The organism is Bradyrhizobium sp. RT6a, from assembly GCF_040547675.1.
Classification (GTDB): Bacteria; Pseudomonadota; Alphaproteobacteria; order Rhizobiales; family Xanthobacteraceae; genus Bradyrhizobium.
This window is the reverse complement of the sequence record NZ_JBEPQC010000002.1, coordinates 1,402,880-1,429,565: the sequence shown is the minus strand read 5'-3', so window position 1 is coordinate 1,429,565 and position 26,686 is coordinate 1,402,880. Positions and strand designations below refer to the sequence as shown.

The 26,686-nt window shown below is 63.9% G+C and carries 23 protein-coding genes and 1 pseudogene; 12 read left to right on the top strand and 12 right to left on the bottom strand.

The annotated features are described in order from the left end of the window. Positions 1 to 24 precede the first annotated feature (24 nt). Positions 25 to 243 (top strand): hypothetical protein, encoded by a 219-nt coding sequence (locus ABIC03_RS16770; protein WP_275171163.1) that lies wholly within the window; start codon positions 25 to 27, stop codon positions 241 to 243. 33 nt (positions 244 to 276) lie between these two features. Here the strand turns inward: ABIC03_RS16770 and tgt are convergent, their stop codons facing one another. After that, complete coding sequence (gene tgt / locus ABIC03_RS16765; protein WP_354059256.1) at positions 277 to 1,425, bottom strand: tRNA guanosine(34) transglycosylase Tgt; 1,149 nt, start codon at positions 1,423 to 1,425, stop codon at positions 277 to 279. Positions 1,426 to 1,652: 227 nt separating this feature from the next. Here tgt and ABIC03_RS16760 point away from each other — a divergent pair. Together ABIC03_RS16760 and ABIC03_RS16755 are read left to right on the top strand one after the other, a co-directional pair. Then, positions 1,653 to 2,811, top strand: a pseudogene (locus ABIC03_RS16760) (patatin-like phospholipase family protein). Positions 2,812 to 2,945: 134 nt separating this feature from the next. Beyond that, positions 2,946 to 3,692, top strand: a complete 747-nt coding sequence (locus ABIC03_RS16755; protein ID WP_354059254.1) for a TetR/AcrR family transcriptional regulator — start codon at positions 2,946 to 2,948, stop codon at positions 3,690 to 3,692. 77 nt (positions 3,693 to 3,769) lie between these two features. On the opposite strand, the gene ABIC03_RS16750 is transcribed toward ABIC03_RS16755, so the two are convergent. Then, positions 3,770 to 3,943 (bottom strand): hypothetical protein, encoded by a 174-nt coding sequence (locus ABIC03_RS16750; RefSeq protein WP_354059252.1) that lies wholly within the window; start codon positions 3,941 to 3,943, stop codon positions 3,770 to 3,772. Here ABIC03_RS16750 and ABIC03_RS16745 point away from each other — a divergent pair. Further along, entirely contained in the window at positions 3,942 to 4,544 is a 603-nt protein-coding gene (locus ABIC03_RS16745; protein ID WP_354059250.1) for a PepSY domain-containing protein, read from the top strand. The two genes, ABIC03_RS16750 and ABIC03_RS16745, sit on opposite strands and share 2 nt — an antisense overlap. Positions 4,545 to 4,762: 218 nt before the next feature. Continuing rightward, positions 4,763 to 5,800, top strand: coding sequence for an aspartate-semialdehyde dehydrogenase (locus ABIC03_RS16740; RefSeq protein WP_354059246.1), 1,038 nt, complete (start codon positions 4,763 to 4,765; stop codon positions 5,798 to 5,800). A 96-nt stretch (positions 5,801 to 5,896) separates the two neighbouring features. Here the strand turns inward: ABIC03_RS16740 and queA are convergent, their stop codons facing one another. From queA to coaD, 5 genes are all read right to left on the bottom strand, one after another. Beyond that, positions 5,897 to 6,967 carry a tRNA preQ1(34) S-adenosylmethionine ribosyltransferase-isomerase QueA gene (queA, locus tag ABIC03_RS16735; protein WP_354059244.1) on the bottom strand — a complete coding sequence of 357 codons (1,071 nt, stop codon included), beginning with the start codon at positions 6,965 to 6,967 and terminating at the stop codon, positions 5,897 to 5,899. 142 nt (positions 6,968 to 7,109) lie between these two features. Further along, positions 7,110 to 7,574 carry a peptidylprolyl isomerase gene (locus tag ABIC03_RS16730; protein WP_007590736.1) on the bottom strand — a complete coding sequence of 155 codons (465 nt, stop codon included), beginning with the start codon at positions 7,572 to 7,574 and terminating at the stop codon, positions 7,110 to 7,112. Further along, entirely contained in the window at positions 7,571 to 7,996 is a 426-nt protein-coding gene (locus ABIC03_RS16725; RefSeq protein WP_354059241.1) for a UCP034077 family protein, read from the bottom strand. Before ABIC03_RS16725 ends, ABIC03_RS16730 begins: the two co-directional genes overlap by 4 nt. Positions 7,997 to 8,004: 8 nt before the next feature. Next, positions 8,005 to 8,568, bottom strand: coding sequence for a peptidylprolyl isomerase (locus ABIC03_RS16720; protein ID WP_354059239.1), 564 nt, complete (start codon positions 8,566 to 8,568; stop codon positions 8,005 to 8,007). Positions 8,569 to 8,609: 41 nt separating this feature from the next. After that, the gene (gene coaD / locus ABIC03_RS16715; protein ID WP_275171172.1) at positions 8,610 to 9,104 is read right to left on the bottom strand and encodes a pantetheine-phosphate adenylyltransferase; all 495 of its coding nucleotides are present in this window, start codon (positions 9,102 to 9,104) and stop codon (positions 8,610 to 8,612) included. A gap of 248 nt (positions 9,105 to 9,352) precedes the next feature. On the opposite strand from coaD, the gene ABIC03_RS16710 reads away from it, so the two are divergent. Continuing rightward, positions 9,353 to 9,610: a hypothetical protein gene (locus ABIC03_RS16710; protein WP_275171173.1), complete on the top strand. Its 258-nt coding sequence runs from the start codon at positions 9,353 to 9,355 to the stop codon at positions 9,608 to 9,610. A 215-nt stretch (positions 9,611 to 9,825) separates the two neighbouring features. Then, on the top strand, positions 9,826 to 11,679 hold the full coding sequence (locus ABIC03_RS16705; RefSeq protein ID WP_354059674.1) for a potassium transporter Kup: 1,854 nt from the start codon (positions 9,826 to 9,828) through the stop codon (positions 11,677 to 11,679). Between the two features lie 141 nt (positions 11,680 to 11,820). Here ABIC03_RS16705 and gyrA read toward each other — a convergent pair whose 3' ends face one another. Continuing rightward, the gene (gene gyrA, locus ABIC03_RS16700; protein WP_354059236.1) at positions 11,821 to 14,565 is read right to left on the bottom strand and encodes a DNA gyrase subunit A; all 2,745 of its coding nucleotides are present in this window, start codon (positions 14,563 to 14,565) and stop codon (positions 11,821 to 11,823) included. A 372-nt stretch (positions 14,566 to 14,937) separates the two neighbouring features. Continuing rightward, positions 14,938 to 15,435 (bottom strand): single-stranded DNA-binding protein, encoded by a 498-nt coding sequence (locus ABIC03_RS16695; RefSeq protein ID WP_354059234.1) that lies wholly within the window; start codon positions 15,433 to 15,435, stop codon positions 14,938 to 14,940. Positions 15,436 to 15,895: 460 nt separating this feature from the next. Here ABIC03_RS16695 and ABIC03_RS16690 point away from each other — a divergent pair, with 460 nt between their 5' ends. From ABIC03_RS16690 to ABIC03_RS16675, 4 genes are all read left to right on the top strand, one after another. Then, complete coding sequence (locus ABIC03_RS16690) at positions 15,896 to 16,567, top strand: outer membrane protein (protein ID WP_275171175.1); 672 nt, start codon at positions 15,896 to 15,898, stop codon at positions 16,565 to 16,567. A gap of 284 nt (positions 16,568 to 16,851) precedes the next feature. Further along, entirely contained in the window at positions 16,852 to 19,833 is a 2,982-nt protein-coding gene (uvrA, locus tag ABIC03_RS16685; protein ID WP_354059232.1) for an excinuclease ABC subunit UvrA, read from the top strand. A gap of 44 nt (positions 19,834 to 19,877) precedes the next feature. Continuing rightward, entirely contained in the window at positions 19,878 to 20,441 is a 564-nt protein-coding gene (locus tag ABIC03_RS16680) for a DinB family protein (protein ID WP_354059230.1), read from the top strand. An 18-nt stretch (positions 20,442 to 20,459) separates the two neighbouring features. Continuing rightward, complete coding sequence (locus tag ABIC03_RS16675; RefSeq protein WP_275171178.1) at positions 20,460 to 21,092, top strand: HAD-IA family hydrolase; 633 nt, start codon at positions 20,460 to 20,462, stop codon at positions 21,090 to 21,092. Positions 21,093 to 21,164: 72 nt separating this feature from the next. Here ABIC03_RS16675 and ABIC03_RS16670 read toward each other — a convergent pair whose 3' ends face one another. The 3 genes from ABIC03_RS16670 to ABIC03_RS16660 all read right to left on the bottom strand — a co-directional run bounded on the left by ABIC03_RS16670 (position 21,165) and on the right by ABIC03_RS16660 (position 24,330). Further along, complete coding sequence (locus ABIC03_RS16670; RefSeq protein WP_275171179.1) at positions 21,165 to 22,118, bottom strand: YVTN family beta-propeller repeat protein; 954 nt, start codon at positions 22,116 to 22,118, stop codon at positions 21,165 to 21,167. Between the two features lie 2 nt (positions 22,119 to 22,120). Next, a complete protein-coding gene (locus ABIC03_RS16665; protein WP_354059227.1) occupies positions 22,121 to 22,678 on the bottom strand; it encodes an SRPBCC family protein in 558 nt (185 codons plus the stop codon). Positions 22,679 to 23,562: 884 nt separating this feature from the next. After that, positions 23,563 to 24,330 carry an AAA family ATPase gene (locus ABIC03_RS16660; protein WP_354059225.1) on the bottom strand — a complete coding sequence of 256 codons (768 nt, stop codon included), beginning with the start codon at positions 24,328 to 24,330 and terminating at the stop codon, positions 23,563 to 23,565. Between the two features lie 271 nt (positions 24,331 to 24,601). Between ABIC03_RS16660 and ABIC03_RS16655 the strand changes: the two genes are divergently transcribed. Next, positions 24,602 to 26,674, top strand: a complete 2,073-nt coding sequence (locus ABIC03_RS16655; RefSeq protein ID WP_354059223.1) for a DUF1217 domain-containing protein — start codon at positions 24,602 to 24,604, stop codon at positions 26,672 to 26,674. The last annotated feature ends 12 nt before the right edge of the window (positions 26,675 to 26,686 follow it).

Here is a 26,686-nt window from a genome sequence, read left to right as displayed (position 1 = left end):
TCTCAAAGCTGAGAGGTCACCACGATGTCAGCAGTCGCTGAAGTGTTGTCGACCGCCGCATCGAACCGCGCTCCGCGGTGCAGTGAGTTGCCCACCTGTCCCGTCTGCGCCGACTCCATGGTCGCCGCCGAAGGTTCTGCGTATGTGTCGGAACACCTCATCAGCTATCTCTGGACCTGCGACAATTGCGGCTACGGCTTCGTGACCAAGCACGCCGTCAAGCAGCGGATCGTCTGCAACTGACGTTTCCTCTTCATCCGACCTTGCGGAATTGACCTAGCGCGGGGCGATGTCGCCCCTCGCCCAGTCTTCGCGCGTACGCCGATAGAACGCCTCGAACGTGCCCTGTGCGACCGCGTCCCTGATGTCCTGCATCAGGAACTGGTAGTAAGCGATATTGATCTCGGACAGCAGCATCGCGCCCAGCGTCTCGCCCGCCTTGACGAGATGATGCAAATAGGCGCGCGCGTAGCTGCGCGCCGACGGCCAGGAGCTCTCTTCGTCGAGCGGACGGGGATCGTCGGCGTGGCGCGCGTTGCGCAGATTCACCTGGCCGAAGCGTGTGAAGGCAACGCCATGCCGCCCATTGCGCGTCGGCATCACGCAATCGAACATGTCGATGCCGCGCTTGACGGCCTCGAGGATGTCGTCCGGCGTGCCGACGCCCATCAGATAGCGCGGCCGCTCTCTGGGCAGCAGCGGCGCTGTCTCGTCGATCATCGCCAGCATCACGGCCTGCGGCTCACCGACGGCGAGGCCGCCAATGGCATAACCATGGAAACCGATCTCGATGAGGCCTTGCGCGCTGGCATGGCGAAGCTGGGGGATGTCGCCGCCCTGCACGATGCCGAACAGCATGTAGCCTTCGGGCGCGCTCTCGAAGGCGCGCTTGCTTCGCTCGGCCCAGCGCAGCGACAATTGCATCGCGCGGTCGATGTCGGCGCGCTCGGCGGGCAGTCGCACGCATTCGTCCATTTGCATCGCGATGTCGGAGCCGAGCAAACGCTGCACCTCGATCGAACGCTCCGGCGACAGCTCGACCTTGGCGCCGTCGATATGCGAACGGAACGTCACGGCCTGCTCGCTGACCTTGCGTAAATCCGCCAGCGACATCACCTGGAAGCCGCCGGAATCCGTCAGCATCGGCCCGTTCCAGCCGGTGAATGTCTGCAAGCCGCCAAGTGCTGCGATCCGCTCGGCGCCGGGACGCAGCATCAGATGATAGGTGTTGCCGAGCACGATGTCGGCACCGGCCTCATGGACCTCGCGCCAGTGCATGCCCTTCATCGCGCCGGCGGTACCGACCGGCATGAAGGCAGGCGTGCGCACCACGCCGTGCGGCGTGGTCAGGCGCCCGGTGCGCGCGGCGCCATCAGTGGCGAGCAGTTCGAAATGATTGGGCAGACCGGTGTCAGGACGATTCATGACGGTGCTTATTGCGTGTCGGAGCAGGCCGATCAACCCGCTCAGGCGATGCTTCGGCCGGCTGATGCATCAGACTGGGACAATGGACACTGATATCCGACACGGAATTGTGCGCCCGCAGCGCTTGTTAAACAAAACGATACAGTGTAGTTTCACCTTGGGGGTTGGACGAGCTGCCGCGGCGACGTTGCCGGCGGCGGTAAATGCGTGATCGCCAGCCACCGACAATGTCCTTCCCCTCAAGTTCGACTGACACGGCCGGCCCAGGCGCCCGCCTGTTCGGATTGCTGGTCCTGACATGCAGCCTGGCGCTCGGCGCCTGCACCTCGCTGCCCCGCACGCCCTATACGGCCACCGAAGCCAGCACATCGCGCGTGCTCGACATCGATGGCCTCCGGCTACGCCGACGAACCCATCACGAAATTCAGCTTCGAGAAGGACACCAGCACCGCGACTAAGTCCTACCTGGCCCTGTCAGGCGGCGGCGCGGATGGCGCCTACGGCGTCGGCGTGCTCAACGGCTGGACCGCGGCCAGATCCCGTCCCACGTTCTCGGTCGTCTCGGGCGTGAGCACCGGCGGCCTGATCGCACCCTTTGCGTTTCTCGGCTCGCGATATGACGACACGCTGAAGGAGGTCTACACCAGCGGCGTCGCCGAGAGCCTGCTGAGCGATCCCAGCATCATGCGCGTGCTGTTCGGATCCGGCCTGTTCGGCAACACGCGTCTGCGCGAGCTCGTCGCCCGCTATGTCGGACCGGAGATCATGGCGCAGGTCGCGCGTGAGAACGCCAAGGGCCGAAGGCTGCTGGTGGTGACGACCGATCTCGACACCCAGCGCACCGCGATCTGGGACATGGGCAGGATCGCGGCGGTCGGCACGCCTGAGGCGCTCAAGCTGTTTCGCGACGTGATGGCGGCCTCCGCCAGCATCCCGCTGGTGTTTCCGCCGATCATGATCGACGCTGAAGGCGAGGGCCGCAGGTTTCAGGAGATGCATGTCGACGGCGGCGTGACAGCCCCGGTGCTGACACTGCCGGAAGCCCTGCTTTTCCAGGGCAGTCGCCTTCCCGGCCCTGCGAAGCTGGACATCTACATCCTCGTCAACAAGAAGATCGAACGCAATTTCGAGCTCGTCTCCAACAGCACCATCGACGTCGCCTCACGCAGCCTGTCGTCGATCACCCAGTCGCAGACCCGCTCGATCATCTTCTCGACCTATGATTTCGCGAGGCGCAACCGCCTGGGCTTCCATCTCTCCTATATCGCGCGCGACTATCCGGCCGCCCCCTCGGAAGGGTTCGACACCGCCTATATGCGGGCGCTGTATCAGTACGGATATGAGAAGGCCGCTTCAGGCCAAGCCTGGACTTCGACGCTTCCGTAAGCGCTCGCTGAGGAACGGGGCGGTGCCGAGACGGTTGACGATGCGGCCCATCCGGCCAGATTAGCCATGACGCACCCGTTGCTGCGCGTTATAGAGCAATCACTGATGTCACGACCGCGCAGGAATCATTGGGCATGGGATTGACTGCGACCAAGACAAGACCGGCAGCTCAGCGGCGCGAGGTGCCGAAATCGCGCGGCGGCCGCCCGACGAAAAGCGCCGCGATCGAGCGCGATCAGCGGCTGATCGAGGTCGCCACCCGCCTGTTCCTGGATCGCGGCTTCGACGCCACGTCGCTCGATGCAGTCGCGGAAGCCGCGCGCGTGAGCAAGCCCACCGTCTATGCCCGTTACGGAGACAAGCGCGGATTGTTCGCCGCCGTGCTGCGGCGCGAGATCGCGCGATGGCTTGCACCGCTATCCGCGGCCGCCGAGACGCAGCTCGGCAGCGCCTCGGACATCTCGGTCGAACAGCGGCTCGTCGAGATCGGGCGCGAGATGCTGAGCTTCACCTGCGGTCCCGATGCCGTCGCCTTCAGCCGCATGATGACGTCACAGGCCATCAACTTCCCCGATATCGCCAAGCTCGGCAAGGAAGAAGGCTGGCTCAAGGCCGTCGCCACCACGGCGCGCTTCTTCGACCATCTGGTGGCGCAAGGCGCGCTCGACATGGAAGACACCACGATCGCGGCCGAGGTGTTTCTCGACGTCGTCGTGGGGCACACCCACCGCATGGCGACGTTCGGAACGACGCTCGAGCTGAAAGACGCCGAAAAGCGAATGCGGGTTGCCATCAAGCTGTTCCTGGCCGGTGCGCTTGGCCCCCCGGACCGCCTCCAGGACGCCGCCAAGACCACGCGGCGGCGGCGCCCGTCGCGCTGACAATTCCGTGAGGTTGCGATCTTTCCAGGGAATCCCGCGCCCGCGCCGTTGACCAAAACAAAACGATACGGTATGGTTTAATTATAGGGCGATGCGGATCGCTTTTTCATCAGCCCCAAAGAGGTCCGCACCGCCTCGATCGCCGCGGCGGTACAGCCCGTCACGACGCTCAGCGGCCGACCGATGCCCAAGGTCGGCCGCAAATTCTTTACGATCATCCGGCACACTCGCTGGCCGAGGGTTTCGAGCATGACGACAGCCAAACGACGGATCTCGGGATTGCTCGCGATCGCCCTGTCCGCACTCCTCCTCGCAGCGCCGGCGCGAGCGATCGTGAGCACGGGCACACCGACCGCCCTTCACAGCGACACAGATGGTGACGCCGAGATCGACCGCCAAGCGGTCAGTCGCGAGATCGAGCGCTTCCGCAGCTCGTCGATCTCGATCAACCAGGCCATGGCGATTGCGGAAGCCCGCCACGCCGGTGCCACCACGGCGGATGTGAGTTTCGACGGAGCCTCCGGCGTGCCGGTCTACCGGGTGAAGACCCTGCACAACGACCGGATCTGGCGCCACACCATCAATGCCGCGACCGGTGAGCTCGTCGGCGGCGAAGCCGCTCTCCCCCTCGCCGAGCTCGACCTCGACGACCGCAGCAACCTCGCAGCGCTCGGTGCCATCAAGCACCGCCTTGCGGATGCCGTGCACGTCGCCGAACGTGCGGCGTCCGGCAAGGCGATCAGCGGCGGGCTGGTACGCGAACGCGGCCGGCTGAATTTCGCGATCGTCGTCATCAGTGGCGACAACCTCAAGGAGGTCATCCTCGAACCGCCGGGCGCCCGGACCAAATAGCGGCGGCCCATCCCGCCGAAAAGCCATTGACGGGCGCAAAACTCTCCCGCATAAGCTCCCGCCATGTTCACGACCACCAAACGCACGACTAAAACCACCACGGCCTTCGGGGCCCGGGGAGGCGTGCGCGTGTAGTCGTCGACTAGAACGCAATCCACTCTACCGAAGCCCCGCCCTCGTTGGTCCGGGGCTTTTTTGTTGTCTGAATTCTCAAATCAATGGAGGACAAAGTGAGTAACGATCCCGTCGTCGCGATTGTCGGCGTCACCGGTGCAGTGGGCGCCGAATTCATCGCCACCATGGACAAGCGCGGCTTTCGCGTCGGCAAGCTCAAGGCGCTGGCCAGCGCCCGCTCGGCCGGCAAGACGGTGTCGTTCCGTGGGCAAGACGTCGTCATCGAGGAGCTGACCGAACGCGCCTTCGAAGGCGTCGACATCGCCCTGTTCTCCGCCGGCGGCAGCATCTCCAAGAAGTTCGCGCCAATCGCGGTCAAGGCAGGTGCCGTCGTCGTCGACAACTCCTCCGCCTTCCGCATGGACCCGAACGTGCCGCTGGTGATCCCCGAGATCAACGCGAACCGCATCCGCGACCACAAGGGCATCATCGCCAACCCGAACTGCGCCGCCATCACCGCGCTGGTGCCGCTGTGGCCGATCCACCAGAACAACCGCATCAGGCGCGTGATCATCTCGACCTACCAGGCGGCCTCCGGCGCCGGCGCTGCCGCAATGGACGAGCTGGTCGAGTCTACCCGCGCCAACCTCAACGGGCAGGTTTATACGCCGAAGGTGATGCCGCATCCTTACGCGTTCAATCTCTTCAACCACAACACGGCGATCGACCCCGACACCGGCTACAACGACGAAGAGACCAAGGTCATCAACGAAACCCGCAAGATCTTCGAGGACGACAACATCGCGATCGGCGTCACCTGCGTGCGCGTGCCGGTGTTGCGGGCTCATTGCGAGGCCATCACCTTTGAATGCGAGAAGCCGATCAGCGAGGATCAGGTCCGCGCCATCATGGCGCGAGCGCCCGGCGTCAAGATCGTCGACGACCGTGCCAGGAACTACTTCCCGATGCCGATCGACGCCTCGGGCCAGGACGATGTCCTGGTCGGCCGCATCCGCAAGGACCTCAGCGACCCCTCCGGGCATTCGATCTCGATGTTCGTGGCGGCGGACCAGCTGCTCAAGGGCGCAGCGCTCAACGCGGTGCAGATCGCGGAGCTGCTGCCGCAGCGGGTGATGGCGTAACGGGAGGTGCGTAGGGTGGGTTAGCGACAGCGTAACCCACCACTGTCTCTACCGCGTAAACAGAAGCGGTGGGTTACGCCTTACGGCTAACCCACCCTACGGTGCCCGAAACAACAAACACGCATCGCCATAGGAATAGAACCGATAACCATGCGCGATCGCGTGTGCATAGGCCTGTTGCATCGTCTCCAGCCCGGAGAACGCCGACACCAGCATGAACAGTGTCGACTTCGGCAAATGGAAATTGGTCAGCAAGACATCGACGGCGCGAAAGCGATAGCCGGGGGTGATGAAGATCGACGTCTCGGCGGCAAACGGCTCAATGGTGCCGTCCTCGCCGGCTGCGCTTTCGAGCAGACGCAACGACGTGGTGCCAACCGCGATGATGCGCCCGCCGTTCTTGCGCGCGGTGTTGAGCCGCTCCGCCGTCTCGGCCGAGAGCGTGCCCCACTCGGCATGCATCTTGTGCCCTTCGGTGTCGTCCACCTTCACCGGCAGGAAGGTCCCTGCCCCGACATGCAGCGTGACGCGATTGATGCCGACGCCGCGCGCGTGCAGCGCCTGCTCCAGCGCCGGGGTGAAATGCAGGCCGGCTGTCGGCGCGGCAACGGCGCCCTCATTCGCGGCGAACATGGTCTGGTAGTCGGCGAGATCCTGATCGTCAGGCGTGCGTTTCGAGGCGATGTAGGGCGGCAGCGGCGGGCTGCCGAGATCTGCGATGGCCTGATCCAATGTCGGGCCGTGGAACGAAAATGACAGCGTCACCTCGCCTTCTGCGCCCTTGGCCTCGACTTCGGCGTCCAGATGGCCGAGCAGGCAGACCTTGCCCTCATTGCCAAAGCGGATGCGGTCGCCGGCCATGAGTTTCTTGGCGGGCTTCACCAGCGCCTGCCAGCGCGAGCCGTCGAGGCGTTTGATCAGGGTCGCCTCGATCTTCGGCTCGGTCTCGCGGCCGATGCGACGGCCTCTCAATTGCGCCGCGATCACCTTGGTGTCGTTGACGACGAGCTGGTCGCCCGGCTTCAGCCATTGCGGCAGCTCGGCGATGACCTGGTCGCGCAGCGTGCCGTGATCGACAACCAGCATCTTCGCGGAGTCGCGCGGGCTCGCCGGGCGCAATGCGATGCGCTCGGCGGGCAGGTCGAAATCGAAGAGATCAGTACGCATCGCGTGCTCGGGGCCGCACAGTCGCTCCTCATCCTGAGGAGCGCGGAACGCGCGTCTCGAAGAATGAAGGCCCCGCTGCTGCCGCTCGGCCTTCATGGTTCGAGACGGCGCAACGCGCCTCCTCACCCTGAGGGTTGAACGCCTACTCCGCGTCAGCCGCCATCCGCGCCTTGACGATCTTGTCGGGGTTCTGCACGGGCTCGCCGCGCTTGATCTTGTCGACGTTCTCCATGCCCTCGGTGACCTTGCCCCACACCGTGTACTGGTTGTCGAGGAAGCGGGCGTCGTCGAACACGATAAAGAACTGGCTGTCGCCGGAATCCGGGCTGGCGGCGCGCGCCATCGAGGTGGTGCCGCGCACATGCGGCTCCTTGTTGAACTCGGCCTTCAGCTTCTTGCCGGAGCCGCCGGTGCCGGTGCCCTGCGGGCAGCCGGTCTGCGCCATGAAGCCGTCGATCACGCGATGGAACACGATGCCGTCGTAGAAGCCCTCGCGCACGAGCTCCTTGATGCGCGCGACGTGGCCGGGCGCAAGATCAGGCCGCATCTCGATGGTGACGGGGCCCTGCGTGGTCTCGAGGATCAGGGTGTTTTCGGTGGCGCTCATGCTCGTCTCTCTTGGGTTGGGGGTGAAGTCCTGTCAGGTGAAGTTTTGCGGTTGCGAAACTGGATCGCGAATGGACGCCCCGCAGCGGCGCCGGCCATCGCATCGGTAAATGGCATCGGCGTGCAGCGTTGCAATGCCTCCATCACCGCGACCCGGTATTGCAGCCGGTCATCGTCGGAGGCCTCCGCGGATTCATAGGTAATCCTCGGATGGCCCAGAATGTTTCCAGCCCGGTTAAAGCTCACGACGACGGTGATGTCGATCGGGCGGGCCCTGGCGGCGGGCGGCGGTTTCCAGCAGGTGCGCAGATGCCGGAAGATGTCCTGGATGGTGTTGACCTGTGCGTCCTCGGCGACCGCGCCGGGGACGCCGAGCAGCAGCACCGCGGCAATTAGCAGGAGCTTGCCACCGCTGCGCGCCATCGCCTCTCCTACTTGATGTCGGAAGCGACCTGCACCTTCACCATCTTGTCGGGATCGGTGACGGTGCCGCCGCTTGATCCGGGAGGTGCCTTCTTCAGCTTGTCGACGACGTCCATGCCCTGCACGACCTCGCCGATCACGGTGTACTGGTTGTCGAGGCTGCCGCCGTCGGCGAACATGATGAAGAACTGCGAATTGGCGGTGTCGACGCTGTCGCCGCGCCGGGCCATGCCGACGATGCCGCGCGCAAAATGCACCTTGGAGAATTCCTGCTTCAGGTTCGGATATTTCGAGCCGCCGGTGCCGTTGAAGTTCTGACCGTCGCCGGTCTGCGCCATGAAGCCATCCACGACGCGGTGGAACGGCACGTTGTTGTAATAACCCTCGCGCGCGAGCTGCTTGATGCGCTCGGCGTGCTGGGGCGCAAGGTCCGGCCTCAGCTTGATGACGATGCGGCCCTTGGTGGAGTCGATGACGATGGCGTTGGCCTTGTCGAGGCCGGCCGGCAAGGCTTGCGCGAAGGCCGGCACCGCGAACAGAACCGCGGCAACAAATGCGAGAATTCGGATCATGATAACTCCGGATCAGAGATGAGACAGGAAACGCGCCGTTATCAGGCGAATTTTGCCTTGAGCAGCGCCGCAACCAGCGGCGGGACGAAGGCCGAGACGTCCCCGCCCATGGCAGCGATCTGGCGCACCAAAGTGGCGGTGATCGGGCGGACCATGGGAGAAGCCGGCAGGAAGACCGTATGCACCTCGGGCGCCATGGCCTCGTTCATGCCGGCGAGCTGCATCTCGTAGTCGAGGTCGGTGCCGTCGCGCAGGCCCCGAATCATGATCGTCGCACCGTGCTTGCGCGCCGATGTCACCGACAGATCGTCAAATGTCGCGGCTTCGAGCACGCAGCCGGCCTGGGCCGCCACCGGCCCACAGACGTCATGGAGCATCTTCAGCCGCTCCTCAGTCGAGAACAGAGGCTTCTTGCCGGGGTGCACCCCGATCGCGACAACGAGTCTGTCGCACAGCGACACGCTGTGGCGGACCACGTCCAGATGGCCGTTGGTGATGGGGTCGAAGGAACCTGGATAGAAGGCAATGCGGGGCATGGCCACGTCCTACCGCGCCCTGCCCGGCCCGGCAAGCCGGTCCGGTTCCCTGGCGGTTTTTCCGCAAGAACCGCGTCGGAATGCGCCCAATTGTTTCGTCCTGAGGGCGGCCACGAAACAAAACGGAGCGCGAACGAAACCATTTCCCGCGTTCGCGAAGACGTCCGGAAACTGGCCATGGTTACTAATCCGGCCAACGAACGACGGGCCGCACACTGGGCGTAGCGGCCGCATCACAGGGGACTGTCATGATCAAGGCTCTTTCGGCGATCGCCATCTCTGCGTGTGTTGCTGCCGCCCTCACCCTCCTGCCCGGCTTCGCCCCGACCGTCGAGGCGAGCGTGCCGCAGCCGCTCGCCAAGAGCGACCGGCTCGATATCCGCACGGTCGGCAAGGACTGCTCGCAGCAGGCCTGGCCGAACTTCGAGGCGTCTTGCCTTCGGCAGGCCGGCACCAAAGCCAATATCCGCGAGGCTCGCCTCGTGACTGCCAACCGCACTCCGTAGCCGGGTCTGTCAGTTTCGCGTCAGGAATCCTCGCGATAAGTCCCAACGACAAACCCCAAAGATAACCCATGGATATTTGCGACGTCCCGTCGCAGACTGCCTGATGCTCGCGCCCGTCGGAATGACCCGTCGGGCGCGATCCCATCGGGGGGTCGCCATTGTCCAGTACGCCCGCGGTTGCCTCCGGCCATCAACCTGATCCACTGCCGCTTGCGATGACCATGGGCGCCCTCGGGGTGGTCTATGGCGATATCGGCACCAGCCCCCTCTACGCCCTGAAGGAAGCCGCCAAGGCCGCCGCCCACGGCGGCACATTGACGAACGATGCCGTTCTGGGCGTTGCCTCCTTGATCCTCTGGGCATTGCTGCTGATCATCTCGCTGAAATATGCGCTGTTGATTCTGCGTGCGGACAACCGCGGCGAAGGCGGCATCGTCGCCCTGCTGGCCTTGCTGCATGCCCGCAACGCCCAACCCGGCACCTGGCGCGCGCATCTGCTGGTCGTCGGCCTCGTCGGCGCCGCGCTACTGTACGGCGACGGCGCGATCACGCCGGCCATTTCCGTGCTCAGCGCCATCGAAGGTCTGAAGGTCGACGCCCCCTCGCTCGCGCCGGCGGTCGTGCCCGTGACCATCGTCATCCTGATCGGACTGTTCATGATGCAGAAGCAGGGCACCGGCTTCATCGGCCGCATCTTCGGACCGGTGATGCTCGCCTGGTTCTTCGTGCTGGCAGCGCTCGGCATCCACGGCATCGTCAAGGCGCCGGCGGTGCTGGCGGCGCTGAGCCCGCTCTATGCGTTCGACTTCCTGATCCACCAGGATTTTCATGTCTCCTTCGCGATCCTGGGTGCCGCCTTCCTCGCCGTGACCGGCGGGGAGGCCATGTATGCCGACATGGGGCATTTCGGCCGCCTGCCGATCCGGCTGGCCTGGTTCGCGATCTGCCTCCCCGCGCTGGTGCTAAACTATTTCGGCCAGGCCGCACTGCTGATCACCGACCCCACCATGATCGAAAATCCGTTCTTCCAGCTCTGCCCTGACGCCCTGCATTATCCGCTGGTCGCCTTCTCTGCGGTCGCGACCGTGATCGCCTCGCAGGCGATCATTTCCGGCGTGTTCTCGCTGACCCAGCAGTCGATTCAGCTCGGCTTCCTGCCGCGCATGCAGATCCGTCACACCACGAGCGACGCGATCGGCCAGATCTACGTGCCGCTGGTGAACTGGCTGCTCGCCGCCGCAACCCTCGGCGCCGTGCTGAGCTTCGGCAGTTCGGAGGCGTTGGCCGGCGCCTACGGCATCGCGGTGTCGCTGTTGATGGCGATCACGACGCTGCTCGCTGCCCTGGTCGCGATCCAGTGGGGCTATTCGCCGTGGCTCGTGGTGGCCGTGAACGGCTTCTTCTTCGTGATCGACGTGATCTTCTTCTCGGCCAATTCGATCAAGCTGTTCGAGGGCGGCTGGTTTCCACTGATGCTCGCGGGCTTCGTCGCCTTCCTGATGCTGACCTGGCGCAGCGGCGTGAAGCTCGTCGAAGCGGCACGCGCGAAGCTGCGCCAGCCCGAGGAGGATCTGATCGAGACCGCGGTCAACAAGTGCACCGCGAGACTCCCCGGCACCGCAGTGTTCCTGGCGTCGGCGGCGCGCGGGGTGCCGCTGGCGTTGACCCAGTTCGTCAAGCACAACCATGTGCTGCACGAGCGCATCGTCCTGGTCACCGTGTTGATCGAGGAGCTTCCTCACATCGCCGACGAAGACCGCATCGAGGTGATCGAGATCATTCCCGGCATTACCCGCGTCATCCTGCATTACGGCTTCATGCAGAACCCGACGATCTACGACGGGCTGACCCTGGCATGCCGCCACGGCAAGCTGCCCGGCGTCGACCTCTCCGACATCACCTATTACGTCGGCCGCGAGACCATCATCCCGCGCGAGGACGTGCCGGGCATGTGGGTCTGGCGCGAAACCGTGTTCGCCTTTCTGCAACGCAACGCCGAACGCTCCGCCGCGTTCTTCGGCGTGCCGACCAAGCAGGTGGTGGAGTTCGGGACAGAGTTGGAGATTTAGCTGGTCAGTGCACTAGCCCGGATGGAGCGACTTGTCCGCCGTCGCTCGGAGAGCGAAGGCGGAAGCGCAATCCGAGACAACCGTTCGAATGAAGAACCCGGATTTCGCTCGCGCTCCATCCGGGCTACGGGGGGTGACGCATCACTCCCCGTTTGAGTCTCCATTCGTCCCGTTCCCGCTCTCAGCCTCTTCCGTGATGTGCTCGACCGAGACGACGTGTTCGTCCTCGGCGGTGTCGAACACGATCACGCCCTGGGTCGAGCGGCCGGCGACGCGGATGCCTTCGACCGGGCAGCGGATCAGCTGGCCCTTGTCGGTGACCAGCATGATTTGATCGGCGTCTTCCACCGGGAACGACGCCACCAGGTTGCCGTTGCGGTTGTTGACGCTCATGGCGACGATGCCTTTGCCGCCGCGGCCGGTGGTGCGATACTCGTAGGACGAGGTCCGCTTGCCGTAGCCGTTGACGGAGACGGTCAGCACGACCTGCTCGGCCGCCGACATCTCGATATAACGCTCCTGGGCGAGCTGGAAACTGCCGGAGGTCTCCTCGGCTTCGGCGTCCGCCGCCGGCTCCTCGGCCGCAGCTTCGCCGGCGACCGCGCGGCGCATCTTCAGGTACGCCGAGCGCTCGTCGGACGTCGTCTCGACGTGGCGCAGGATCGCCAGCGAGATCACCTTGTCGCCCTCGGCAAGCGCAATGCCGCGCACGCCCATCGAGGTGCGCCCGGTGAACACGCGCACGTCGGTCACGGGAAAACGGATGCACTGGCCGCCGGCGCCGGTCAAAAGCACGTCGTCGTGCTCGGTGCAGATCTGCACGTCGACGATCGCTTCGTTGTCGTCGAGCTTCATCGCGATGATGCCGGAGCGGCGGACATCGACGAAGTCGGACAGCTTGTTGCGCCGGACGTTGCCGCCTGTCGTGGCGAACATCACGTCGAGATTGCCCCAGGTGGACTCGTCCTCCGGCAGCGGCATAATGGTGGTGATGCGCTCGCCCTGCTCCAGCGGCAGGATGTTAATCAGCGCCTTGCCGCGCGCATTCGGCGCGGCCATCGGAAGGCGCCAGACCTTGATCTTGTAGACCTGGCCGCGCGAGGAGAAGAACAGCATCGGCGTATGCGTGGACGCCACGAACAGCCGGCTGACAAAATCCTCGTCGCGGGTCTGCATGCCGGCGCGGCCCTTGCCGCCACGGCGCTGGGCCCGGTAGGCCGACAGCGGCACGCGCTTGACGTAGCCGGCGTGGGAGACGGTGACCACCATGTCCTCGCGCTGGATCAGGTCCTCGTCCTCGACCTCGCCTTCCTGCTCGATGATGACGGTGCGGCGCGGGGTCGCGAACTCGGCCTTCACTTCGGCAAGCTCGAACTTGATGATTTCAAGCACGCGGTCGCGCGAGCGCAGGATGGCGAGATAGTCGGCGATCTCGCCGGCGAGCTTGTCGAGCTCCTCGCGGATTTCGTCGCGGCCGAGTGCGGTGAGGCGTTGCAGGCGCAAATCGAGAATGGCCCTCGCCTGCTCCATCGACAGCCGGATCGTGCCGTTCTCGCTGATGCGGTGGCGCGGATCGTCGATCAGCGTCAGCATGTCCTCGACGTCCCGGGCCGGCCAGTCGCGCGACATCAGGGTGTCGCGCGCGGTGGTCGGGTCGGGCGAGGTCCGGATGACGCGGATCATCTCGTCGATATTGGCGACCGCGATGGCGAGACCGACCAGGATATGGGCGCGATCGCGGGCTTTCGCGAGCAGGAACTTGGTGCGCCGCGTGACGACGCGCTCGCGGAAGTCGACGAAGATCGCCAGCAGGTCCTTCAGATGCATGATCCGCGGACGGCCGCTGTCGAGCGCCACCATGTTGACGCCGAAGCTCGTCTGCAGCGGTGTGAACCTGTAGAGCTGATTCAGCACCACATCCGGCACGGCGTCGCGCTTCAGTTCGATGACGACGCGGTAGCCGTCGCGATCCGATTCATCGCGCAGGTCGCCGATGCCCTCGATCTTCTTTTCCTTGACCAGCTCGGCGATGCGCTCGACCATCGTCGCCTTGTTCACCTGGTAGGGAATCTCGGTGATGATGATCGCCTCGCGCTCCTTGCGGATGGTCTCGATCGCGACCTTGCCGCGCATCATCACGGAGCCGCGGCCGAGGTGATAGGCGGCGCGGATGCCCTGCCGTCCGAGGATGACGCCGCCGGTCGGGAAATCCGGTCCCGGCACGATGTTGATGAGCTCGTCGATGGTGAGCGCGGGGTTGTCGATCAGCGCGACGCAGGCGTCGATGACCTCGCCGAGATTGTGCGGCGGGATGTTGGTCGCCATGCCGACCGCAATGCCGCCGGCGCCGTTGACGAGGAGATTCGGGAACTTGGCCGGCAAGACCGACGGTTCGGTCTCGTTGTTGTCGTAGTTCGGCTGGAAGTCGACCGTGTCCTTGTCGATGTCGGCCAGCAGAGCCAGCGCCACCTTGGTCAATCGGGCTTCGGTATAACGATAGGCCGCCGGAGGATCGCCGTCGACCGAGCCGAAATTGCCCTGGCCGTCGATCAGCGGCACGCGCATGGAGAAGTCCTGCGCCATCCGGACCATGGCGTCGTAGATCGACTGGTCGCCATGCGGATGATATTTACCGATGACGTCACCGACCACGCGGGCGGACTTGACGTACTTCTTGTCCGGCGTGTGCCCCTGCTCGTTCATCGAGTACAGGATGCGGCGATGCACCGGCTTGAGACCGTCGCGGGCGTCAGGCAGCGCCCGCGCCACGATCACGCTCATGGCGTAGTCGAGATAGGACTTCTTCATCTCCTCGAAGATGGAGACGGGGCGAATATCCGAGGGTTGCGCCGGCTGGTCGCCGGGCTTGTCGTCGTCGTCAGCCAAGGGGAAATCCGGTGAGGTTTTATCTGGGAATCATATAGCGCATCGAGCCTCTGATAACCACCCTCGCGGCGATCTGGGAAGCGCTTTTTCCGCCTATTTTTCCAATAGCTTAAGCCCTCGCGAGCGGTGTCTCGGTCAGCCCCCGCATCGACCTTGCAAAATTGCCGGTCACGCGTGGAAAACCGCGCGCCGAGCCTGCCCCATCAGCGCGTTTGCCAAGCCGCAATCCGAACTCAACCCAAACAGGAAGCGGGCCCGGAAATCCCGAGCCCGTCCTGCCGATTAGCGGGATTTTCTGACACGAGATGAGAAGCGCCGCCCATCCGGCCGGCGCGTCCGCATCGAGACGCCGCGTTCTCAGAACGGTATCGCTCAGAACGGGATATCGTCGTCCATGTCGCTGTTGCGGCCACCGCCGCCGGCTGCAACAGGGCGCCGCGGCGCGCTGCTGACGGGACCGGGGGAGCCGAAATCGCCGCCCGGCTCGTCGCCGAAGCTGCCGCCTCCGCCGCCGCCGCTACGACCGTCCAGCATCGTCAGGGTGGAGTTGAAGCCCTGCAGCACGACTTCGGTGGAGTACTTTTCGACGCCGCTCTGGTCGGTCCATTTGCGGGTCTGGAGCGCACCTTCGACGTAAATCTTGGCGCCCTTCTTCAGATATTGTTCGGCGACCTTGCAGAGCCCTTCATTGAAGATCACGACGCGGTGCCACTCGGTCTTTTCCTTGCGCTCGCCGGTCGCCTTGTCGCGCCACGTTTCCGAAGTGGCGACGCTCAGATTGGCGATCGGCCGCCCGTCCTGGGTGCGGCGGATTTCGGGATCCTTGCCGAGATTTCCAACCAGAATGACCTTGTTGACGCTTCCCGCCATCTCCGCTCTCCGCTCCGAATGTCACTGAATTCAAGAAGGCCGGTCCGCTCCCCGCGTTCCGCCGTGCCCGTTGAGGCGACCCTATACGCTCGCCGAACGCTTGCGGACGCCGATCCGTCCGTCACCCCTCGGGTTATCCCCACATATAGCATCGACCTCCAGTTCGTTCCAGATTTGTTCTTGGCGAACGACAGCACTGAATGTGTGGGATCGATCGCCAATGTGCTGTGAAAAGGCACGCCCCAAAAGGCACCTTGTGGGTTCCCGGAAAGGAAGAAAGGCTTGCCCTCTATGGGAACAATAGGTCAGCAACTGCACCATTTTCAGGCTGCTGTGGCTTTCCAGTGACACAACTTGCGGCTTCAATGGTGTAAGTACGGCCTCAGTTGGGCAAGTGAGTCCGATGCCCTTCCCTATCGTGGAAGGCACAATCAGAAACTGGGACTGGGATTAGTTGAAAATGAAAAAGGTTTTGTTGGCTTCGGCCTGTTTGTTCGCTCTCGCTGCCCCGGCTTCGGCCGCTGATCTCGCGGCGCGCCCCTACACCAAGGCCCCGGTGGCCATGGCTTCGGTCTACAACTGGACCGGCTTCTACCTCGGTATCGTTGGCGGCGGCGCTTGGGAAGACTCCTCGACCGACCCGAAGGTGAAGGGCGGTTTCGTCGGTGGCACCGCCGGCTACAACTGGCAGACCGGCAACGTTGTGTTCGGTCTCGAGGCCGATGCTGCATGGGCTGACCTCAGCGCGTCGGCGCTGGTGGGCGGCCTCACCCTGTCGAACAAGATCGACGCACTGGGCACCGTGCGCGGCCGCATCGGCTACGCCGTCAACAATGTCCTGTTCTACGGCACTGGTGGTTACGCCTGGATCGACAACAAGCTGACCCTCAGCGTCCCCGGCGTGAGCGTTTCTGACACCAAGCTGCGCTCCGGCTGGACCGTCGGTGCGGGCGTCGAAGCGTTCTTTGCCCCTCAGTGGTCGGTCAAGGGCGAGTACCTCTATCGCAGCTTCAGCGGCGAGACGTACTTCTCCGGCATCGGTCTCCCGTTCAACACGGGTACGGACAGCTTCCACACCGTGCAGGTCGGCGTGAACTATCACTTCGGGGGCCCGGTGGTCGCCAAGTACTGAGCTCAGTACTTAGCTCCAACGCCATCCGCGTTACGAAAGGCCGGCCTTGCGCCGGCCTTTTTGTTTGACCGGCCGCTCCTGCGCAGTTCCGCAAGGCCCTGCTCCTGCCAGATGCCGCCAGCGCGCCAACAATCGGTTGACGATTCGCAAGTCCCACTGGAAATCCGTCCTCGTTCTTCCTACGTTCGCTTACAACCCCATCGGCGCCGATCCCGGTTCCGGGCGAAGCGCGCCTATTCAGTTGGCGCGATCGCGCGCTCTTGGATTCCCTGAGGACCACCAGGATGGACGAAGTGATCAAGGCGAAGCGCCAACAACAGAACGTGGGATCAAACCTGCGCGCAATTACCATCCGTGGCGCGCGCGAGCACAACCTCAAGAACGTCGACGTCGAGATTCCCCGCGACAAGCTGGTGGTGTTCACGGGGCTGTCGGGCTCCGGCAAATCCTCGCTCGCGTTCGACACCATCTACGCCGAGGGCCAGCGCCGCTACGTCGAATCTCTGTCGGCCTATGCCCGCCAGTTCCTGGAGATGATGCAGAAGCCCGACGTCGACCAGATCGACGGCCTATCGCCGGCGATCTCGATCGAGCAGAAGACGACGTCCAAGAACCCGCGCTCCACCGTCGGCACGGTGACCGAAATCTACGACTACATGCGCCTGCTGTGGGCGCGCGTCGGCGTGCCCTATTCGCCCGCCACCGGCCTGCCGATCGAGAGCCAGACCGTCTCGCAGATGGTCGATCGCGTGCTGGCGCTGCCCGAGGGCTCGCGGCTCTATCTGCTCGCGCCCGTCGTGCGTGGCCGCAAGGGCGAGTACCGCAAAGAACTCGCCGAATGGCTCAAGAAGGGCTTTCAGCGCGTCAAGATCGACGGCGCCTTCCACGAGCTCGCGGAAGCGCCTGTTCTCGACAAGAAATTCCCGCACGACATCGACGTCGTGGTCGATCGCATCGTGGTGCGCGCCGACATCGGCCAGCGCCTCGCCGAAAGCTTCGAGACCGCGCTCAAGCTCGCCGAGGGCCTCGCCGTCATCGAATTCGCGGACGCGCCGGCTGCAGCAGCCCCCGCGGAGGAGAAAAAGAAGACCGCAAAGATCCACGACAAGAGCGGACCCGAGCGCATGCTGTTCTCGGAAAAATTCGCCTGTCCGGTGTCCGGCTTCACCATCCCCGAAATCGAGCCCCGGCTGTTCTCGTTCAACAATCCCTATGGCGCCTGCCCGGCCTGCGGCGGCCTCGGCGTCGAGCAGCATGTCGACGAAGACCTCGTCATCCCCGACAAGGAGCTCGCCATCGGCAAGGGCGCGATCGCGCCCTGGGCCAAGTCGTCGTCGCCCTATTACATTCAAACGCTGACTGCGCTCGGCAAGCACTACAAGTTCACACTGACCACCAAATGGAAGGATCTGCCCAAGAAGACGCAGAACGCGATCCTCCATGGTTCCGGCGAGGACGAGATCAAGTTCTCCTACGAGGACGGCGTCCGCTCCTACGACACCAAGAAGCCGTTCGAGGGCGTCATCACCAACATTAACCGCCGCTATCGCGAGACCGAGAGCGAGTGGGCGCGCGAGGAGCTGGCGAAGTATTTCCACGACGTGCCCTGCGAGGGTTGCAAGGGCTTTCGGCTGAAGCCCGAGGCGCTCTGCGTCAAGATCGGCGGCAAGCATATCGGCAACATTTCCGAGATGTCGGTGAAGGGCGCCGGCGCGTGGTTCGAGACCGTCCCGGAGGCGCTGAACACCCAGCAGAACGAGATCGCCGGCCGCATCCTCAAGGAGATCCGCGAGCGCCTCACCTTCCTGCTCGACGTCGGCCTCAACTACCTCACGCTCTCCCGCTCCTCCGGCACGCTCTCCGGCGGCGAGAGCCAGCGCATCCGCCTGGCCTCGCAGATCGGCTCGGGGCTGACAGGCGTGCTCTATGTGCTCGACGAGCCCTCGATCGGCCTGCACCAGCGCGACAATGCGCGCCTGCTCGACACCCTCAAGAGACTTCGTGACCTCGGCAACACCGTGATCGTGGTCGAGCACGACGAGGACGCAATCCTGCTCGCCGACCACGTGCTCGACATCGGCCCCGGCGCCGGCATGCATGGCGGCAACATCATCGCCGAAGGCACGCCCGCCGAGATCATGCGCAACCCCAACTCGCTGACCGGCAAATATCTCACCGGCGAGCTCGAGGTCGAGGTGCCGGAGCGGCGTCCGCCGAACCATCGCCGCACCATCAAGGTGGTCAACGCGCGCGGCAACAATCTCAAGAACGTCACGGCCGAAATCCCGCTCGGCCTGTTCACGGCCGTCACCGGCGTCTCCGGCGGCGGCAAGTCGACGCTGCTGATCGACACGCTCTACAAGGCGATCGCGCGCAAGCTGAACAATGCCAGCGAAGGCGCGGCGCCGCACGACCGCATCGAGGGTCTCGAGCACATCGACAAGATCATCGACATCGACCAGTCGCCGATCGGCCGCACGCCACGTTCCAACCCCGCGACCTATACCGGCGCCTTCACGCCGATCCGCGAATGGTTCGCCGGCCTCCCCGAGTCGAAAGCGCGCGGCTACGAGCCCGGCCGCTTCTCCTTCAACGTCAAGGGCGGCCGCTGCGAAGCCTGCCAGGGCGACGGCGTCATCAAGATCGAGATGCACTTTCTGCCCGACGTCTACGTCACCTGCGACGTCTGCAAGGGCAAGCGCTACAACCGCGAGACCTTGGAAGTCCTGTTCAAGGGCAAGAGCATCGCCGACGTACTCGACATGACCGTCGAGGAAGCCGCCGAGTTCTTCAAGGCGGTCCCACGCGTGCGCGAGACATTCCAGACGCTGCATCGCGTCGGCCTCGACTACATCCATGTCGGCCAGCAGGCCACGACGCTGTCCGGCGGCGAAGCCCAGCGCGTCAAGCTGGCCAAGGAGCTGTCCAAGCGCGCCACCGGCCGCACGCTCTACATCCTGGACGAGCCGACCACCGGCCTGCATTTTCACGACGTCAAGAAGCTTCTGGAAGTGCTGCACGAGCTGGTCGCGCAGGGCAACACGGTCGTCGTCATCGAGCACAATCTCGAAGTCATCAAGACCGCCGACTGGGTCATCGATCTCGGCCCCGAAGGCGGCGACGGCGGCGGTGAGATCGTCGCCTGGGGACCGCCGGAGGACATCGCGAAAGCGCCGCGGAGCTACACGGGCAAGTTTCTGGCCCCGGTGCTGGCGAAGGCGCGGAAGCCGAAGCGGAGGCGCGCGGCGAGCGAGGCGGCGGAGTAGCCCACCTGGAATGTGCAGAAGCATTTGTCTGAAGGAGATCGCGTTTGCCTGCAGGACTTGTGCAAACCTATCGTGCGTTCGCCCACAATAATGCTTGGGCAAACCATCGGCTGCTTACTGCTTGCGCCGCGCTGTCTCAGGCTGACTTCGAAGCCGCACGAACCGGCTTCTTTCCAAGCTTGCAGCGCACGCTCAACCACATCCATGTCATTGACCTCTTCTATGTCGATGCGCTGGAGGGCGGATGGCTGGGACCGGCGGCTTGGAAGAACCAGGTGCCGCACCTTTCACTTGCCGCGCTGAAGCCCGCGCAATCCGCGATCGACAAGCGCTTGATTGCTGTCTGCGATGCGCTGACGCCCGAGAATCTCGACGGCATTGTGCGGATCAACCGCGACACGCGGGCCCAGACCGAACGCCGTGATCGGCTACTCATGCATCTGTTTCAGCACCAGATCCATCACCGCGGACAGGCGCACGCGATGCTCTCTGCAACAAGTATCGCGCCGCCTCAGCTCGACGAATTCTTCGCCGAGGGAGAAGCACCGCTCAGGGCTTCCGAATTTGACCAACTCGGATGGACCGAGGAAACCGTGTGGAAAGCCTAGCGGTGTAGCCTCGCCTCCATGCCCTACTCCCTCGCCATCTTCGATCTCGACGGCACGCTGGCCGACAGCTTTCCGTGGTTCCTGCGCACCATCAACGACGTCGCCGATCGCTTCGGCTTCCGCCGCGTCGCGGATGAAGATGTCGAGGGGCTGCGGCATGCTTCGTCGCGCGAGATTCTCAGCCGGCTCGAGGTGCCCTTGTGGAAGCTGCCGGCGATCGCCCGGCATGCGCGGCGGCTGAAGGCCGAGGCTGCGGCGGAGATTTCGCTGTTTGCGGGCGTCGAGGCGATGCTGCGGACGCTGGCGGAGAACGGCGTGCAGCTCGCGCTGGTAACCTCGGACAGCGAAGCCAATGCGCGCGAGAAGCTCGGCGATTGCGCGGCGCTGTTCGCGCATTTCGACTGCGCGGCCTCGCTGTTCGGCAAACCGTCGAAATTCCGACGGGTCATGCGGCGCGCCGGCGTGGAACCGGGCAAGGTCATCGCGATCGGCGACGAGGTGCGCGACATCGAGGCGGCGCGGGCCGTGGGGATCGCCTGCGGTGCGGTGGCCTGGGGTTATGCGGCGCCGGCGGCGCTGCGGGCGCTGGCGCCGGATCATATGTTTGAGCAGATGGATGAGATTGCGCGCACAGTGCGCCCGGCGTCGTAGCCCGGATGGAGCAACGCGCAATCCGGGAAAGTGTCCCCGCATTCCGCTTCGCTCCATGCGGGCTACACGCCCCTACTCCGTCCTGCGCAAGAACGCCCCGAACGCGCGCGGGCCGTCGCCGGTCTTGACTTCGCCGATCACTTTCATCTCGGCCGCGTCGATGATGCTGAGTGTATTGCTCTCCCAGCAGGCGACGATGACGCGTTTGCCGTCCGCTGTCGCGGCGATGCCTTCGGGGTAGTCGCCGACATTGATCCGCTTGATCGGCTTCAGCGTCGCCAGGTCGAACACGCTGACAGTGCCGCCATACTGGTCGGTGACGAAGCCGCGGCCCCGCGCCAGCGCGACCGCATAGGGGCGCATCCCGACCGGCACGCGGCCGGTCTCGGCCCCAGCGGCGATGTCGATCACCGAGACATCGTTGGAGCCGACATTGGCGGTGTAGGCGCGTTTGCCCTCGGCATCGACGGTGACGCCGAACGGACGCGTTCCAACCTTGATGGTCGCCCTGCGCTGGCGCGTCGCGGTGTCCACCACCGAGACGCTATCATCGTCGCGATCGGCTGAGAGCAGCAGCTTGCCATCCGGCGTCACTGCGAGCCCCGACGGCGAGGCGCCGACCGCGATGCTGGCTGTGACGCTGCGGCTCGCCGCGTCGATCACCCGCACGGCCGCCGCGTACCAGTCCGCGACGTAGACGGTGCGGCCGTCCGGCGCGACGGCAATGCCAAGCGGTCCGCCGCCGACCTCGATCCGCCCCACAAGCTGCCGCGTTGCCGCGTCCACCACCGTCACGGCCTTGGCATCCGGGCTCGTGACATAGGCAAAGCGCCCGTCCGCGCTGACGGCGACGCCGGCGGGCTTGCCGCCGATCGGGATGATGGCAACGCTGCGCGCGGTGGCGAGATCGACGACCATCAGATCGTCGCTGAGCTGGTTGGTGACGAACGCCTCTTCGGCGGACACATGGGCAATGCCGGCAAGGCAAAGGCTGGCGGCGAGCGCCGCCAGGACCAGCGCCCGCACCGTCAGCTTCCGCTCTCGATCTTCTTCTTCAGTGCCTCGAGGCCGGCCTGATACAGCCCCTTCACCGCCTTGACCGCGGCTTCGTCACTCAGCTCCGGCGGCGGGTCGTTGTTGGGAAAGCCGCGGTAGAACGCGCCGGCCCATTCCAGCGTCGAGCCCTTGCCGTCGGCACTCGGCGTCACCGTCAGCGTCGAGGAATAATTGGCCACCGGCAGCACCTTCACGTCCACATTGGTGATCCGGTAGGAATAGCTCATCGCGGCGGCGTCGAACTTGTAGAGCTCCTCGTCGACGGTCGCGCCTCCCGTCAGCGTCAGCTTCCGCGTCGCGCCGATCTCGTTGCCCTTCTCGCCCTCGGTCTTGGTGACCGGCGGCAGCCAGCTCATGTCCTGGAAATTGCCGATTGCGGCCCACACCTTGGCCGGGGCAGCGTTGATCTCGATGGATTCGCGCACCTTCTGCCGGGTCGGCCCGTGGGCCCAGGCCGATGTCAAAGCCACCGCGCCCGCGGCAGTGAGCACCGCGGCCAGGACCGTGCGCCGTCCAATCGTCACCCTCATCTCGTTTCCTCATGCGTCTCATTGATCATGCGCGACTTGAAGCGCGCTGGGATCATGGTAGCGCATTTTGCGGCCGAGGGGAGACCCGTTCGTGGCCGCGTTGCGGCGGGCGTCCGGGCGCCCCACAACCCCTTGCCGCCCGGCGGGCAAAACACCCAAGCAGAGGGTCAATCACGGCTCGCAAAAATATTTCTCTTTATCCGTATTTCGGTTTATCGTATAGACGACCATCCCAACCCGGCCGAGGGGCGGATCGCGATCGTCACGAACGCGGGATGGGACGTGGTGGACGCAGGCGGCGTCGGCGCGAAGGGCTTTGCAGGGCGGGAAACCGTGAGCGAAGGCGTCGCGCACACGACCGGTGCAGCCTGCGTACGGCAAAATCGTGTGGTCCTGGCGCCCGGGGTCTGTGCGCCAAGTCTTGCGGTGATGTGGCGGCCCGACCGGGCGCGCGCATCAGCCATCCGCAAGGCGACGGGGGCAATAGTGCATCGCTCCCCGGGGAGAGCGCGACATAAGCCGTAAAACCACTGCGCAGGGAAGGCCGTGTGTTGGGCTTCACCTGTATGCCGCTGTGCAGCCTCTTGTAGCGCAACCTTCGCACAGTGGACCGTGGGTGCCAGCCGGCACCCGGCCTTCCCTGCGCCCTCGGCATTTTTGGGGGCGACCGTACTGGCAAAGCTCGGGCGCGATGCCGCGAGGAGGCGAAGATGTGTCTACGATTCAGAAGCGAGTTGGTGGAGAACAACGAACGCTTCTCGCGCCGTCATTGCGAGCACAGCGAAGCAATCCAGAGTACCTCCGCGGAGAGACTCTGGATTGCTTCGTCGCAAGCGCTCCTCGCAATGACGACCGAGACAGTGAGTGGCTGTCGCGTCCCTCGCTCACTCCCTCAGCGTCGCCTCCACGAACCCGCGCGGGTCGTCATAGAACTCCCGCATCACCCGGTAATGATCGGTCTGCTCCACCGTCGTCGGCTCCAGGCCGTATTTCCCGAGCCGGAGCAGCTGTGCGTTGGGATAGGCCATCAGCATCGGCGAATGGGTTGCCATGATGACCTGGCAGATGCGGGACTCCTCCATGCATCTCAGCAGCTTCAGAAATTCGATCTGGCGCGCAGGCGACAACGCCGATTCAGGCTCGTCGAAGATGAAAATGCCCTGGCGCTGGCAGCGCTCCTCGAAGAAGCGAAGGAATCCTTCGCCGTGGGAATGCGACAGGAAATCGGGGCCGACCTGCCCGGCATCACGTGCGGCCTTGTCGAGATATCGCGCCACCGAGAAAAAGCTCTCGGCGCGAAAAAACCAGCCATTGGTAATCTTCGGCAGCCAGCTTGCGCGCAGCGCCCTGGAGAGTTGGCCGCCCATCGTCTCCCTCGCTTCGGAGTGATCGACGGGCATATAACCCTTCCCGCCACCCGCATCGTCGTAGCCGGCGAGCGCGGCAATCCCCTCGAGGATCGTCGACTTCCCGGTGCCGTTCTCGCCGACGACGATCGTGATGGCGGCGTCGAAGTTGAGCTCGAAATCGTCCGGAAAGATGGGTAGGCAAAACGGATAGACTTCGCGATCGTGGACCTGCAACGGGTCGAGCCAGATCCGCTTCAGATAAGGCGCCGGCAGGTTGATCGTTCGACCACGTCTTCGGCTCATGCCCGGCCCTCAACCCTTCCCACCGATCTCTCAACCTGAACATATCAGGAACGAAACCCTCGCGAAAGCTGCATCTGAGAAACAGATGGAAACAAACGGCACAAACCCGATATGCGCCACTTGGACGCAAATTATAACCTCAGATTATGGGCCGAATTCATCATTGGGATACGCAGCTGAGACAGTTTCCTGGCATGAGGCCAGCCCCCACCTCGCGACCCCGCAATGATTGACGGACGTCCGGGACTGTAAGAGCCGCGAGGAGTGCGCGATGGTATCAACGTATTTCAGTTACAGCTACATCGCGCGCAATCTCAAGCAGTCCCTGACGCGGGTCGAACAGCAACAGGACGTGGCGCGAGAGGCCGCCTACTACAAAGCCCACATCGGCAAGGTGAAGTCCATCGACGACTTCATGAAAGACTATCGCCTTTATCACTATGCAACGAAGGCATATGGTCTGGAAGACATGGCCTACGCCAAGGCCTTCATGAAAAAGGTGCTGGAGAGCGACCTCTCCGACGCAAACAGCTTTGTCAACAAGCTGGTCGACAAGCGTTACCGCGAGTTCGCCGCGGCATTTTCCTTCAATGGCAGCGCCACGCCGGTTGCGCAATCGGAGAACCAGACGGATGAGATGATCGGTCTGTATACGGCGACCAGGAAGAGCCAGGTCGATGCACTTACCGGCGACTCGAATTACTACAGCGCCGAAATCGGCAACATCAGCAGTGCAGACCAGCTCCTGAACAACGACCGTCTTCGCAACTATGTCTATTCGGCGTACGGGATCGATCAAGGCAAGTCGTCGCGTGACACGATAAGTCAGGTCTTGCGCAGCGATCCATCCGATCCCAGCAGCTACGTCAACACCACTTTCGCCTCTCAGCTGAGTGGCCTCAACGCCGACCTTGCTCAGGCCCGATCGGATGTCACCGCAGCCAATTCAAGGATCGCCGACTACACCGCCCAACTCTCGCAACCGGGCGCGAACGTGACCCAGTTGAACGTCCAGATCCTGGTCGAAAAGTATCACCTGGAGTCATATGCGAACAGCATTTCCAGCCTCAGCGACCAGATAGGGACGATCGGCGGGTTTGTGGACCTCGCCGGCGCGTTCGAGTTTTCCTCCGACGGGTCGCTTCCGTCAGGCGTATCCGCGCAGAGTGCTGCAAACGTCACGATCACGAAACAGAGGTTCGACGACAGCAAGTCCGACGTCTATTCGGCGGCGAGCCCGTTGAACGAAGCTTTTGCGATCAGGCAATTCAGAACAGCCATCCTCAAGATCAATTCAGTCCAGGCGTTCGTATCGACACCAGGCGTGTATGATTTTGCGCTGGGAGCTGTCGGCCTCGATCCCGCAAACGTCTCGGCGGCGACTGTCACGGCCGTGCTCGAAAGCGATCTCAACGACCCCAACAGCTACGTCTATACCCTCAAGGACAATCGATATCTGGAGCTGGCACGCGCCTTCAACTTCGACGCAAAGGGCAATCTAACGACCCCCTTGGTGGCCCAGGACTCGGCTGAAGTCCTCCAGATCGCGAAGGACTATGTCGTTGCAGCGGTGAAGAGCGCAAGCACGGCAACTCCCCAGCAGCAGGCGGCAGTTCGGGCACAGGCCACGAAGGATGCGTCGGAATATCAGCAAGCCATCACCGGGATCGACAGTGTTTCCGATCTTCTCGCAAACAGGCCGATGGTTGATTTCATCCTCCTGGCAAAGGGCTTGGACCCCAGGAAGGTCAGCACGGAATTTCTCAAGAATATCTTCAGCTCCGACCTGAACAATCCAAAGAGCTTTGCGAACACCGAGAACGATCCTCGCTTTGCCGAAATCGTCGCGTCGTTCAATTTCGACAGCAAGGGCAACGTCGCGCGCCCTCCGATGATGGGTCCGCAGAAGCGGGATCAGTTTCGGGAAACACAGGCGAATTATGTCGAGCAAAGCCTGGAGCAGCAGCAAGGGGATGCGAATCCCGGCGTGCGCCTGGCGATCTATTTCCAGCGGAAGGCGGGGGACATCACGTCCGCGTACGACATCCTTGCCGACAAGGCGCTTTCGGAGGTGTTCAGGACCACCTTCGATCTGCCTGACTCGATGGCGGCGATGCCGATCGATCAGCAGGCCAAGTTCGTGGACAGATTCATGAAGATCAAGGACCTGTCCGATCCCGCGAAGGTTGCAAAGCTGCTGAACCGTTTCTCCGCCATGTATGACATCAGAAACAGCCAGAGCACCGGCCAGGGTCAATCCCCCCTGCTCAACCTGTTCCAGGGATCCGGTTCGGGGATCAGTGACTCCACATACTTGGCCATTGCCAAGCTACGCACCCACTGATGATCGCTCTTC

Coding starts and splice junctions, on each gene's coding strand:
- ABIC03_RS16770 (WP_275171163.1), top strand. CDS start 25: ATGTCAGCAGTCGCTGAAGTGTTGTCGACCGCCGCATCGAACCGCGCT.
- tgt (WP_354059256.1), bottom strand. CDS start 1,425: ATGAATCGTCCTGACACCGGTCTGCCCAATCATTTCGAACTGCTCGCC.
- ABIC03_RS16755 (WP_354059254.1), top strand. CDS start 2,946: ATGGGATTGACTGCGACCAAGACAAGACCGGCAGCTCAGCGGCGCGAG.
- ABIC03_RS16745 (WP_354059250.1), top strand. CDS start 3,942: ATGACGACAGCCAAACGACGGATCTCGGGATTGCTCGCGATCGCCCTG.
- ABIC03_RS16750 (WP_354059252.1), bottom strand. CDS start 3,943: ATGCTCGAAACCCTCGGCCAGCGAGTGTGCCGGATGATCGTAAAGAAT.
- ABIC03_RS16740 (WP_354059246.1), top strand. CDS start 4,763: ATGGAGGACAAAGTGAGTAACGATCCCGTCGTCGCGATTGTCGGCGTC.
- queA (WP_354059244.1), bottom strand. CDS start 6,967: ATGCGTACTGATCTCTTCGATTTCGACCTGCCCGCCGAGCGCATCGCA.
- ABIC03_RS16730 (WP_007590736.1), bottom strand. CDS start 7,574: ATGAGCGCCACCGAAAACACCCTGATCCTCGAGACCACGCAGGGCCCC.
- ABIC03_RS16725 (WP_354059241.1), bottom strand. CDS start 7,996: ATGGCGCGCAGCGGTGGCAAGCTCCTGCTAATTGCCGCGGTGCTGCTG.
- ABIC03_RS16720 (WP_354059239.1), bottom strand. CDS start 8,568: ATGATCCGAATTCTCGCATTTGTTGCCGCGGTTCTGTTCGCGGTGCCG.
- coaD (WP_275171172.1), bottom strand. CDS start 9,104: ATGCCCCGCATTGCCTTCTATCCAGGTTCCTTCGACCCCATCACCAAC.
- ABIC03_RS16710 (WP_275171173.1), top strand. CDS start 9,353: ATGATCAAGGCTCTTTCGGCGATCGCCATCTCTGCGTGTGTTGCTGCC.
- ABIC03_RS16705 (WP_354059674.1), top strand. CDS start 9,826: ATGACCATGGGCGCCCTCGGGGTGGTCTATGGCGATATCGGCACCAGC.
- ABIC03_RS16695 (WP_354059234.1), bottom strand. CDS start 15,435: ATGGCGGGAAGCGTCAACAAGGTCATTCTGGTTGGAAATCTCGGCAAG.
- ABIC03_RS16690 (WP_275171175.1), top strand. CDS start 15,896: ATGAAAAAGGTTTTGTTGGCTTCGGCCTGTTTGTTCGCTCTCGCTGCC.
- uvrA (WP_354059232.1), top strand. CDS start 16,852: ATGGACGAAGTGATCAAGGCGAAGCGCCAACAACAGAACGTGGGATCA.
- ABIC03_RS16675 (WP_275171178.1), top strand. CDS start 20,460: ATGCCCTACTCCCTCGCCATCTTCGATCTCGACGGCACGCTGGCCGAC.
- ABIC03_RS16665 (WP_354059227.1), bottom strand. CDS start 22,678: ATGAGGGTGACGATTGGACGGCGCACGGTCCTGGCCGCGGTGCTCACT.
- ABIC03_RS16660 (WP_354059225.1), bottom strand. CDS start 24,330: ATGAGCCGAAGACGTGGTCGAACGATCAACCTGCCGGCGCCTTATCTG.
- ABIC03_RS16655 (WP_354059223.1), top strand. CDS start 24,602: ATGGTATCAACGTATTTCAGTTACAGCTACATCGCGCGCAATCTCAAG.